General features: G+C 67.9%; 11 protein-coding genes. 5 read left to right on the plus strand and 6 right to left on the minus strand.

The features are described from left to right. Positions 1-301: 301 nt before the first annotated feature. Genes ctaC through ctaF form a run of 3 tightly spaced genes read left to right on the plus strand, consistent with a single transcriptional unit; the run spans position 302 to position 3,410 of the window. Positions 302-1,240: an aa3-type cytochrome oxidase subunit II gene (gene ctaC / locus AC1DP0_RS10580; RefSeq protein WP_478084402.1), complete on the plus strand. Its 939-nt coding sequence runs from the start codon at positions 302-304 to the stop codon at positions 1,238-1,240. Between the two features lie 38 nt (positions 1,241-1,278). After that, a complete protein-coding gene (gene ctaD, locus AC1DP0_RS10585) occupies positions 1,279-3,003 on the plus strand; it encodes an aa3-type cytochrome oxidase subunit I (RefSeq protein ID WP_478084404.1) in 1,725 nt (574 codons plus the stop codon). 5 nt (positions 3,004-3,008) lie between these two features. After that, entirely contained in the window at positions 3,009-3,410 is a 402-nt protein-coding gene (gene ctaF, locus AC1DP0_RS10590) for an aa3-type cytochrome oxidase subunit IV (protein ID WP_478084406.1), read from the plus strand. 87 nt (positions 3,411-3,497) lie between these two features. Here ctaF and AC1DP0_RS10595 read toward each other — a convergent pair whose 3' ends face one another. The 6 genes from AC1DP0_RS10595 to ctaE all read right to left on the minus strand — a co-directional run bounded on the left by AC1DP0_RS10595 (position 3,498) and on the right by ctaE (position 9,638). Beyond that, the gene (locus AC1DP0_RS10595) at positions 3,498-4,355 is read right to left on the minus strand and encodes an NAD-dependent epimerase/dehydratase family protein (protein WP_478084408.1); all 858 of its coding nucleotides are present in this window, start codon (positions 4,353-4,355) and stop codon (positions 3,498-3,500) included. A 361-nt stretch (positions 4,356-4,716) separates the two neighbouring features. Beyond that, a complete protein-coding gene (locus AC1DP0_RS10600; protein WP_478084410.1) occupies positions 4,717-5,070 on the minus strand; it encodes a metallopeptidase family protein in 354 nt (117 codons plus the stop codon). Positions 5,071-5,186: 116 nt separating this feature from the next. Further along, positions 5,187-6,950, minus strand: a complete 1,764-nt coding sequence (qcrB, locus tag AC1DP0_RS10605; protein WP_478084412.1) for a cytochrome bc1 complex cytochrome b subunit — start codon at positions 6,948-6,950, stop codon at positions 5,187-5,189. Further along, positions 6,947-8,056, minus strand: a complete 1,110-nt coding sequence (gene qcrA / locus AC1DP0_RS10610; RefSeq protein ID WP_478084413.1) for a cytochrome bc1 complex Rieske iron-sulfur subunit — start codon at positions 8,054-8,056, stop codon at positions 6,947-6,949. Before qcrA ends, qcrB begins: the two co-directional genes overlap by 4 nt. Positions 8,057-8,105: 49 nt before the next feature. After that, positions 8,106-8,915, minus strand: coding sequence for a cytochrome bc1 complex diheme cytochrome c subunit (qcrC, locus tag AC1DP0_RS10615; protein WP_478084415.1), 810 nt, complete (start codon positions 8,913-8,915; stop codon positions 8,106-8,108). Between the two features lie 60 nt (positions 8,916-8,975). After that, on the minus strand, positions 8,976-9,638 hold the full coding sequence (gene ctaE, locus AC1DP0_RS10620; RefSeq protein ID WP_478084416.1) for an aa3-type cytochrome oxidase subunit III: 663 nt from the start codon (positions 9,636-9,638) through the stop codon (positions 8,976-8,978). Between the two features lie 214 nt (positions 9,639-9,852). Between ctaE and AC1DP0_RS10625 the strand changes: the two genes are divergently transcribed. After that, a complete protein-coding gene (locus tag AC1DP0_RS10625) occupies positions 9,853-10,323 on the plus strand; it encodes a PleD family two-component system response regulator (protein WP_478084418.1) in 471 nt (156 codons plus the stop codon). Between the two features lie 3 nt (positions 10,324-10,326). Next, positions 10,327-11,122, plus strand: a 796-nt coding sequence (gene trpD / locus AC1DP0_RS10630; RefSeq protein ID WP_478084419.1) for an anthranilate phosphoribosyltransferase, incomplete at its 3' end; no start/stop codon positions are given.

Below are 11,122 nucleotides of genomic sequence, written 5' to 3' on the forward strand. Positions count from 1 at the left end.
GTGGAGGGCGGCAGGGTCGGCCCAGCCCACCTCGACCGCGGCGCGGAGGGTGTCGCGGGCGGCGGGGTGCAGGGGGCCGGTGGCCGCGTCGAGCAGTCGGCGCGGACCTCCGGACGGCGGCGACGGGACGGGTCCAACGTTCGTGCCCGGATCGTGACTGACCACTCCGCAACGTTAGCCGCCCCCTGCGGACACCGTGACAAGTGGGACGGTAGGGTTGCGCCGTGGGCCTCTGCTGCCCAGACGGATTGACGTGAACACGTTGTACGCGCGCCCTGCGCGCCCACGTACGGAACGAAAGGTGCACCTGGTGCCTGAGCTCGAAGACACCCCAGCGGCGTCGCCGGCGGTGACGACGGTGGTAGGGGAGACCGGGCGGCGACGCACGGGACTCCGCTTCGCCGGCATCGCAGCGCTCGCGGCCGTGGCCCTCAGTGGCTGCCAGGGACGGGTGTCCAACGGATACCTCCCGCCCGTGGTCTCCGACAGCGGCCAGCGGGTCACCGACCTGTGGGTCAACAGCTGGATCGCCGTCCTGGCCGTGGGTGCCGTGACGTGGGGACTGATGCTCTACGCCGCGGTCCGCTTCCGCAAGCGCAAGGGCGACGAGACGCTGCCTGTCCAGCTGCGCTACAACGTGCCGATGGAGATGCTCTACACCGTCATCCCGGTGTTCATGGTGGCCGTCTTCTTCTACTACACCGCGCGCGACGAGGCCAGGCTCGTCGACACGAGCACGAAGCAGGACCTGACGGTCAGCGTCGTCGCCAAGCAGTGGAGCTGGGACTTCAACTATGTCGACTCCAACGTCCACGAGACCGGGGTCCACACCGAGCTCGACGGGACCGAGGGCAAGCGAGCCCAGATGCCCGTCCTGTACCTGCCGGTCAACAAGCGCGTCGAGTTCGTCCTCAACGCCCGCGACGTCATCCACAGCTTCTGGGTGCCGGCGTTCATGATGAAGATGGACATCCTCCCGGGCAAGACGAACAAGTTCCAGCTCACGCCGACCCAGGTCGGCACGTTCCAGGGCAAGTGCGCCGAGCTCTGCGGCGCCTACCACTCGCAGATGCTCTTCATGGTCAAGGTCGTGCCGCAGGCCGAGTACGACCAGGAGATGGCCCGCCTCAAGTCCATCGGCAACGAGGGCCTCATCCCCGTCGACGCCAGCCGTGAGCACATGGTCACCGGCGACATCCAGAAAATCCCCGCACCGGTCCGCTCTGGGAGCAACCAATGACATCCGCAACGCTCAACCGTGAGGCCCAGGCTCCGGGCATGACGACCGCGCGGCCGCGCCTGGCCAAGGGGCAGACGTTCGTCAAGTGGGTGACGACGACCGACCACAAGGTCATCGGCAACCTCTACTTCATCACGTCGTTCATCTTCTTCCTGCTGGGCGGGGTCATGGCCCTGCTCATCCGCGCCGAGCTCATGTCGCCCGGCCTGCAGATCGTGGACAACCCCGAGCAGTACAACCAGCTCTTCACCATGCACGGCACGATCATGCTGCTGCTCTTCGCGACGCCGCTCTTCGCCGGCTTCGCGAACGCCGTGATGCCGCTGCAGATCGGGGCGCCGGATGTCGCCTTCCCGCGCCTCAACATGTTCGCGTACTGGCTCTACCTGTTCGGTGGGCTCATCGCGTCCGCCGGCTTCGTGACGCCCCAGGGCGCGGCCGCGTTCGGCTGGTTCGCCTACGCGCCGCTGTCCGACGCCAGCTACTCGCCCGGCGTCGGTGGTGACCTCTGGGTCTTCGGCCTCGCACTGGCCGGTTTCGGCACGATCCTCGGCGCCGTCAACTTCATCACGACCATCATCTGCCTGCGCGCTCCGGGGATGACGATGTTCCGGATGCCGATGTTCACCTGGACCGTCCTCGTGACCTCGCTGCTGGTGATCATGGCGTTCCCGATCCTCGCCGCCGCCCTCTTCGCCCTCGGCGGTGACCGGCGCTTCGACATGCACATCTTCGACCCGCAGAACAACGGGGCGATGTTGTGGCAGCACATGTTCTGGTTCTTCGGCCACCCAGAGGTCTACATCATCGCGCTGCCGTTCTTCGGCATCATCAGCGAGGTGCTGCCGGTCTTCTCGCGCAAGCCGATCTTCGGCTACAAGACCCTCGTCTTCGCCACGATCGCCATCGCAGCCCTCTCTGCGAGCGTCTGGGCGCACCACATGTACGTGACCGGACAGGTGCTCCTGCCGTTCTTCGCGGTGATGACGATGCTCATCGCTGTGCCGACCGGGGTGAAGTTCTTCAACTGGATCGGCACCATGTGGGGCGGCAAGGTCGTCATGGCGACTCCGATGCTGTGGGCCATGGGCTTCCTCGTCACCTTCCTCTTCGGCGGCCTGACCGGCATCATCCTGTCCAGCCCGGCGCTCGACTTCCACCTGTCCGACAGCTACTTCGTCGTCGCGCACTTCCACTACACCGTCTTCGGCACCGTGGTCTTCGCGATGTTCTCCGGGTACTACTTCTGGTGGCCCAAGCTGACCGGTCGGATGCTCGACGAGAAGCTCGGCAAGATCCACTTCTGGATGCTCTTCATCGGCTTCCACACGACGTTCCTCATCCAGCACTGGCTGGGTGTCGAGGGCATGGCCCGTCGCTACGCGGACTACCTGCCCGAGGAGGGCTTCCAGGCCGCGAACATCGTCTCGAGCCTGGGTGCGTTCCTGCTCGGAGCCTCGATGATCCCGTTCGTCTGGAACGTGTGGAAGACGTGGCGGACGGCTCCGATGGTGATGTCCGACGACCCGTGGGGCTACGGCGCCTCGCTCGAGTGGGCCACCTCGTGCCCGCCGCCGCGGCACAACTTCACGTCGCTGCCGCGCATCCGCTCGGAGCGTCCGGCCTTCGACCTGCACCACCCCGAGACGACTGCCGGGCACGCACCGGTCGCCGACCAGGGCACCCTCGTCCAGGTCATGGGGCCGGCCGACGTCGCCGGGTCCCACCAGGCCACCGCCAGCACCGAGAAGCGTGAGGACTGATCCCGATGCGCGTCGAGACCAAGCTCTTCCTCTACCTGTTCGCCTTCTTCGTCCCCGTCACGCTGATGTACGGCTTCTGGTCCAAGTGGGGGGAGCCGATCGGCCTCACCGCGCTGGTCCTGACGGCCCTGCTCTTCGCGCTCAGCGGCTTCTACCTCTGGATGACGGGCAAGAAGCTGCCGCTGCGCCCGGAGGACAACGCCGGCGGTGAGATCGAGGACGCCGAGGGCAACTACGGCTACTTCGTCGCCAGCTCGTGGACCCCGCTGTGGCTGGCCGGCGCCGGCGCCATCATGTTCGCCGGTCTCGCGATCGGTTGGTGGCTCTTCATCATCGGGGCGGCCTTCGCGATCGTGGCCGTGTGCCTCTGGGTCTTCGAGTCGTTCTCGGGTGAGTACTCCATCTGAGTCGTTCGATTCAATCGACGAAGGGCCCCGGTCGACGACCGGGGCCCTTCGTCATGCCGTCGGGGTGCTGGGTGCTGGGTGTCCCGGTCAGGCGGGTATCCCACGGCGCCAGCCGTGTCTCGGCTCGAAACCGATGAGCTGGCGGGCGCGGGCGTTCGACAGCAGGGTCTCGTGACCCGCGAGGTCACCACGGACCTCGACGTCCGGGAAGACCTCGGCCAGCAGCTCCGCGCTCGGTCGCTCCATGATGGTGTCGTCATTGGCGATGATGACGTTGACGGACCCGGTGGTGTCGGCCTCCAAGGCGTTGCGGCACGAGGCGGCGGCGTCGCGGACGTCGATGTAGCCCCACAGGTTCCACATCCGGCTCGTGGCGTCCGCCTGGAACGACGGCACCTGCCGGTAGTCCTCGTGGGTGAAGATGTTCGAGAAGCGCAGCCCCACGAAGGGGATGCCGCTCCACGTGCTGACGTGCTCGGCCATCGTCTCGCTCAGCACCTTGGACAGGGCGTACGTCGACTCCGGGTGCGGGTAGTGGTCCTCGTCGACCGGTGCGTAACGCGGGGGAGCCTCGGGGCTGAAGGCGAGCCCCAGCGTGGTCTCGCTCGAGGCCCAGACGACCTTGCGAAGTCCCAGCGTCTGGGCGGCCAGGAAGACGTGCGCGTTCATCGAGGTGTTCTCGGTGAGGGTGCGCGCGGCGGGGCGCAGCCCCGGAGCCGGGATGTTGGCCAGGTGCACGACGGCGTCGGCTCCGTCGAGCACGTCGACGACCTGTCCGTGGTCGGTCAGGTCAGCCCTGAGGTATGCCGTGTCGATCCCGACCGGGGGTCGTGTGAGGTCGGTCGCGAGCACGCGGTAGCCGTGCTCCAGCAGGTCGGCGACGGCGGCTCGGCCGGCTTTGCCGGCGGCGCCGGTCACGACGATGGGCGCGGGTGTGGTCGTCATGCGAGCACCCTAGCCGTGGGGACTCCGAGGCCGCTCCGAGGCCGCTCCGAGGCAGCTCCTAGACAGTTCCGAGACCCGCAGGGGACGACGGGCCCTGGACAGCGCGAAGGGGAAGGCTGTGGGCCTTCCCCTTCGATCCGACATGGGCCTTCACGGTCCGAGCGGCTCGCAGTGCGATCGTGTGGGAGAGAACATCCTGACGCACCTCCATCCGATCGGTTGTACGGTATGTCGACATTAACCCCGACCTGAGGCGGGGTAAAGAGCCACTTTCTGCGTCCCCGACAAACCGTCCCAAGTGTGAGACGCCACGAGGGGAACCGAACGGTCTGGACGAGGGGCACCGAGCTGACCGCCGACCTCACCCCCAGCCCAGCTCGTGCAGGTGCGCGTCGTCGATCCCGAAGTGGTGTGCCACCTCGTGCACGACGGTGATCGCGATCTCCGAACGCAGCTCCTCCGGGGTGCTGCACAGGCGCTCCAGGGGCCCCTGGAAGATCGTGATGCGGTCCGGCAAGGCCCCGGCATCCCACCACCCGTCGCGCTCGGTCAGCGGGGTTCCCTCGTAGATCCCGAGCATTTCGGGGTCCTGCGACGGCGGCTCGTGCTCGACGAGCACGACGACGTTGTCCATGGCCTGTGCGAGCTCCGGCGGGATGGTGTCGAGCGCCTCACCCACGGCCTCCTCGAACTCGATGTCGGACAGGTGCTGCATGGGCCGAGTCTGTCACGCCTGTCCCGCCGGGGACGTGCCCGCGGAGACGCCGAGAGGGACCCCCCGCTGTGCGGAAGGTCCCTCTCGTCTGCGTGTCGCGGAGCCGATGGTCGACGTCAGTGGCGCTGCTTGTCCGCCTTGATCGTCTCGCGTTCGCGGCCGGCCCCAGCCTGCTCGATGGCCTCGTGCCCACCGTCGACGACGGYGCCGTGGTCCTCGTGCTCGTGGTGGGCCGCCTCGAGCTCGGACGGGGTCGCCGGAGCCACGCGATCACGGAAGTAGAAGTTCGAGAACTTCGCGCGCAGTCGCTCCTTGCGGGCGATCGGGCTGTCGACGCCGTTGGCGTCCTTGCCCGGGGTGAGCTGAAGCGGCTCGTGGGACTCGTGCTGGACCAGGGCCCACCGCTCGTCGGGCGTGAGCGGCGCGTGGATCTCCTCGAACCGACCGTCGGCGTGGCGCCAGATGGTGCCCGTCTCACGGCCGTGCAGGACCTTCTGACGGTCAGCGCGCTGCAGGCTGAGACAGATCCGCTTGGTGATCCAGAACGCCACCGGCGGGGCCACGAAGAACAGCACCCGCAGGGTCTGGGTGATGTCGTTGATCGACAGGTGCAGCTTGATCGCCATGAGGTCGTTGCCCGCCGCGAGGAAGAGCACGACGTACATGCTGATGCCCGCGATGCCGATGGCGGTGCGGGTGGGCGCGTTGCGCGGGCGGTCGAGCAGGTGGTGCTCGCGCTTGTCGCCGGTCACCCACGACTCGACGAACGGGTAGACGCCGATGAGCGTCCACATCACCGGGAGCAGCACGAGCGACCCCGGGAAGATGTTCATGCTGAAGGTGAAGCCGAACGCCTCGAACTCGAGGAAGCCCGGCAGGAGGCGTAGCGCACCGTCGGCAAAGCCCATGTACCAGTCGGGCTGCGAGCCGGCGGTGATGGGGGAGGGGTCGTACGGGCCGTAGGCCCAGATCGGGTTGATCGAGACGACGGCGGAGATGAGCGCGATGACGCCGAACACGATGAAGAAGAAGCCACCGGCCTTGGCGATGTACACCGGCATGAGCGGGTAGCCGACGACGTTCTTGTTCGTGCGCCCGGGTCCGGGGAACTGGGTGTGCTTGTGCAGGAAGACCAGCAGGATGTGCGCCGTGAAGAGGCCCACGAGGATGGCCGGGATGAGCAGCACGTGCGCCGAGTAGAGGCGCGGGATGATGGCTTCACCCGGGAAGGCGCCACCGAAGATGAAGTACGACATGTAGGAGCCGATGACCGGGGCCGACTGCATGAAGCCGTTCATCGCGCGGATGCCCGTGCCGGACAGCAGGTCGTCGGGCAGGGAGTAGCCGGCGAAGCCCTCGATGCAGGCGAGCAGGGACAGGATCGTCCCGAACACCCAGTTGATCTCACGCGGCTTGCGGAACGCGCCGGTGAAGAAGACGCGAGCCATGTGCACGAAGACCGAGACGACGAAGATCAGGGCCGCCCAGTGGTGGATCTGCCGGATGAGCAGACCGCCGCGGATGTCGAAGGAGATCCCGAGGGTCGAGCGGTACGCGTCCGACATCGTGACGCCCTGGAGCGGGACGTACGAGCCGTCGTAGACGACCTGGCTGGCGCTCGGGACGAACCAGAACGTCAGGAAGACCCCGGTCAGCAGGCAGACGATCATCGAGTACATCGCGATCTCGCCGAGCATGAACGACCAGTGGTCGGGGAAGACCTTCTTGGCGAGGAAGGAGACGCCCTTGGCGCCGCCGAGGCGGTCGTCCATCCACCCGGCGATACCGCCGAGGGGCTTGGCGGCGGTGGCCTGCTCGTCGGCCTGCCTGTCGCCGGCGCGAAGCGCGTCGGCGGGGCGACTCTCGTTGATGGTGCTCATCGCGCACGCTCCCAGAAGCTCGGTCCCACGGGCTCCTTGAAGCCCTGGGGGGCGACGAGGTATCCCGCGTCGTCGACGGTGATCTTGAGTTGCGGCAGGGGCCGCTTGGCCGGGCCGAAGATGACGGCGCAGTTCTCGGTGAGGTCGAAGGTCGACTGGTGGCACGGGCACAGCAGGTGGTGCGTCTGCTGCTCGTACAGGCCGACTGCGCAGCCGACGTGCGTGCAGATCTTGGAGTAGGCGACGACGCCGTCGACGCCCCAGTCCTTTGCCTGCTGCACCTTGATCAGGTCGGGGTCGAGGCGGATCAGGATGACCGCCGCCTTGGCCTTGGCCTCGAGGACGCCCTTGCCCTCGTCGATGTACTTCTGCAGCGTCTCGGGCATGACGTGGAAGACCGAGCCGTTCGTGACCTCGTCGAAGCGGATCGGCGTCATCTCCGGGTCACGCATGAGCCGGATCGGCTTGCCCCCGTTGTCCTTCGGGTCCCAGATGGTGTGCTTGAGCTCGTCGACGTTCACGGGGCCGAGAGAGCCGGCGACCTGCAGGCCGAGGGGGAGCGCGAACAGGCCGAGGGAGCCGACGAGGGAGTACTTGATCAAAGGACGACGCGAGATCTGCGTGGACGCGACACCCTCGTTAACCGCGGCGACCGCCTTGGCGCGCTGCTCCGGGGTGGACGCCTGGGTGTGACGCTCCTCGACCACCTCGACGTCGGACATGAGCGTCTTGGCCCAGTGCACCGCGCCGATGCCGATGAGGAAGATCGCGAGGCCGAGCGAGAGCCCGAGCACGACGTTCTGCGTCTTGGCGATGCCGATGCCGGGGAAGAAGAAGGTCGCCTCGTCGGGGATGGCGAAGTAGCTGACGAGGAACACGAGCGTCGCGAGCATCGACAGGCCGAACATCGTCGCGACCTGGCGCTCGGCGCGCTTGGCAGCGGCGGGGTCGTCGTCGGCGGCACGGTGGACGTGCGGCGGCAGGCCGGGGTTCTCGAACTGGTCCACGCCCCTGATCAGCGACGCCGGCAGCAGGTCGTGGCTGTCGCCGGACGCCGGGACGAGTGACGTGCTCGTCCCGTGGTCCGTGGTCTCGTTGTCGTTCATGGGGTCGTGGTCCTGTCGTCGTTCGTGATCGAGGCGATGCCGCGCGGGGTCATGCGGCCTTCTTGCCGAGCCAGACGGCACAGCCGATGAGGATGCCGAGGGCGAACACCCACGCGAAGAGCCCCTCGGACACCGGTCCGAGGTTGCCCAGCGTGAGGCCACCGACGTTGGTCGCGTCCTCCTGCGCCTTGAGGTAGGAGATGACCTTCTGCTTCGCCTCGGGCGAGATGTTCATGTCGTTGAAGACGGGCATCGACTGCGGGCCGGACACCATGGCCTCGTAGATGTGCTTGGGCGTGGTGCCCTCGAGGGCGGGGGCATACTTGCCGCGGGTCAGCGCGCCACCAGCACCGGCGAAGTTGTGGCACATCGCGCAGTTGACGCGGAAGATCTGGCCACCCTCGGCGATCGCCTTGTTGTTCTCGGGCGTGCCGGGCTGGATGACCGTCGTGTACTTCTCCTCGGGGACGGCCGGGCCGGGGCCGAGGGAGGCGACGTAGGCGGCGAGGGCGGCGATCTGCGTGTCGTCGAACTTCACCTTGTTCTGGGGCGCCTGCACGTTCGGCCCGGCGAGCGGCATACGGCCCGTGCCGACCTGGAAGTCGACGGAGGCTGCACCGACACCGACGAGCGAGGGACCCGACTTGGTGCCCTGCGCCGCGACGCCGTGGCAGGTGGCGCAGTTGGCGATGAAGAGGTCCTTGCCCTGGGCGACGGCGTCGGCCGTGGCGGTGGGCGCTGCGGCGTTGGCATCCCTGGGGGCGAGGAAGGAGTAGGCGCCACCGGTCACGAGAAGGCCGAGCAGCAGCAGCACCGCGATCGCGGCGGGGTGTCGGCGTCGGGCGGCCAAGGCGTTCACTGTGGGTTCCTGTCGTCCATGGAGGTGTGCTTCGGGTTCGGGCGCGCGCTCATACCGTGGTCAGCGCAGGAGGTAGATGGTCGCGAAGAGCGCGATCCACACGACGTCGACGAAGTGCCAGTAGTACGACGTCACGACGGCGCCAGTGGCGTTCGCGTGGGTGTAGCGGCGCGTCGTGAACGTGCGCGCGATGATGAGCAGGAAGGCGATGAGGCCGCCGGTCACGTGAAGGCCGTGGAAGCCGGTCGCCATGTAGAAGATGGAGCCGTACGCGTCGGAGCTCAGGGTGATGTTCTCGTGGGTCAGCTCGGAGTACTCCATGACCTGGCCGGCGATGAAGAAGGCGCCGAAGAGGTAGGTGAGGACGTACCACTCACGCATGCCCCAGCTCCTGAGGTCGAAGAGCCGCCCGGTGCGTGCCTTCTGCCCGCGCTCGGCCTTCCAGACTCCGAGCTGGCACCACACGGAGGAGACGACGAGCACGAGGCAGTTGATGCTCGCGAACGGCAGGTTGAGCTTCTCGGTGTGCGTCGCCCAGAGGTCTCCGCGGACCGAGCGGAGCTGGAAGTAGATCGCGAAGAGCCCCGCGAAGAACATGAGCTCGCTGGAGAGCCACACGATGGTGCCCACGGCGACCATGTTGGGGCGGGTCGCCGGCCCGTGATGGGCCGGGCTCGCTACTGCGCTTGAAGGAACTGCCGATGCTGTCGCCACGTTGGACATTATTCCCACATTCCTGTCCGGCTGCGCGAGGGACCCCCCGCTGCAAGGCCGTTTCTCGCGCGGGTGTAGAGGATTCGTGACCATTCCGACACGAACCCTGAACAGCCGTGCTGCCGACCGTCCGAGACCACCTTCCCACGGCGGTCTCCGCGGCCGTCTCGCGGGTGGGGAGGTCCGTGCGGTGCGCCTGTCTCGGCCCGGTAGCATCGGGCTCATGACCGCCTCGAACGACAGCGCAGCGCAGGGCACGCCCACCGACATCGCGACGACGAGCGGGTCGCAGCGGCCGGTGGCGCGGGTCAGCGTGCTGCTCTACAGCGACGACTTCACGACTCGCGACGCGGTGCGCGCGGCAGTCGGACGTCGGCCCGCACGCGACGTCGAGGTGGTCCGCTGGCACGAGTGCGCGACGGCTGACGCCGTGATCAGCTCGGTCGAGTCCGAGCGCTTCGACATCCTCGTCCTCGACGGCGAGGCGGCCAAGGTCGGCGGCCTCGGCCTGGCGCGCCAGCTGAAGAACGAGATCTTCGAGTGCCCCCCGATCATCGTGCTCACCGGTCGCCCTCAGGACAGCTGGCTCGCCGCCTGGTCCCAGGCCGACCTTGCCGTCCCGCACCCGCTCGACCCGATCGCGCTGACGTCGGCCGTCGCCACGCTCGCGCGTTCGGGCGTGCCGACGGCCTGACGCATGGCGCCGGAGACGACCTGGCCCTCCCTGCTCACCGACCTCATCGCCGGTCGTGACCTCGACCAGCCGACGGCCGAGTGGGCCATGGCCCAGATCATGGGCGGGGAGGCGACGCCCTCCCAGGTTGCGGGCTTTCTCATCGGGCTGCGCGCCAAGGGCGAGAGCGTCGAAGAGATGCGAGGCCTTGCCGAGCAGATGCTCGCCCATGCGCGTCGGATCGACGTCCCTGGCCCGAGTCTCGACATCGTCGGTACGGGTGGCGACCGCGCCCACACCGTGAACATCTCGACGATGTCCGCGATGGTGGCTGCTGCTGCGGGCGTCCGGCTCGTCAAGCACGGCAACCGGGCCGCGTCGTCGTCGTCAGGCTCGGCCGACGTGCTCGAGGCCCTGGGTGTCGACCTGTCGCTGCCGCCCCAGCGTGTCGTCGAGGTGGCGTCGGAGGCCGGCATCACGTTCTGCYTCGCCCAGACCTTCCACCCGTCCTTCCGCCACACAGCCGTGCCGCGCCGTGACCTCGGCATCGGGACGGCGTTCAACTTCCTCGGCCCCCTGACCAACCCGGCCCAGCCGACGTATGCCGCCGTCGGCTGCGCGGACGTCCGCATGGCGCCGCTCCTGGCGGGGGTCTTCGCCGACCGCGGCAAGGATGCCGCTGTCTTCCGTGGTGACGACGGCCTCGACGAGGTCACGGTGTCGACCACGACGCACGTGTGGTGGGTGAGGGGCGGGGTCGTCAAGGAGCGTTCCGTCGACCCGGAGCGGCTCGGCCTCCGGCTGCACCCCGTCGCGGACC

The sequence above is a fragment of the Terrabacter sp. P5_B1 genome (genome assembly GCF_056400505.1).

Excerpts from the sequence above, each read along its gene's own strand:
- ctaD (WP_478084404.1), top strand. The coding sequence starts at position 1,279 with ATGACGACCGCGCGGCCGCGCCTGGCCAAGGGGCAGACGTTCGTCAAG.
- AC1DP0_RS10600 (WP_478084410.1), bottom strand. The coding sequence starts at position 5,070 with ATGCAGCACCTGTCCGACATCGAGTTCGAGGAGGCCGTGGGTGAGGCG.
- qcrA (WP_478084413.1), bottom strand. The coding sequence starts at position 8,056 with ATGAACGACAACGAGACCACGGACCACGGGACGAGCACGTCACTCGTC.
- AC1DP0_RS10625 (WP_478084418.1), top strand. The coding sequence starts at position 9,853 with ATGACCGCCTCGAACGACAGCGCAGCGCAGGGCACGCCCACCGACATC.
- AC1DP0_RS10595 (WP_478084408.1), bottom strand. The coding sequence starts at position 4,355 with ATGACGACCACACCCGCGCCCATCGTCGTGACCGGCGCCGCCGGCAAA.
- ctaF (WP_478084406.1), top strand. The coding sequence starts at position 3,009 with ATGCGCGTCGAGACCAAGCTCTTCCTCTACCTGTTCGCCTTCTTCGTC.
- ctaE (WP_478084416.1), bottom strand. The coding sequence starts at position 9,638 with ATGTCCAACGTGGCGACAGCATCGGCAGTTCCTTCAAGCGCAGTAGCG.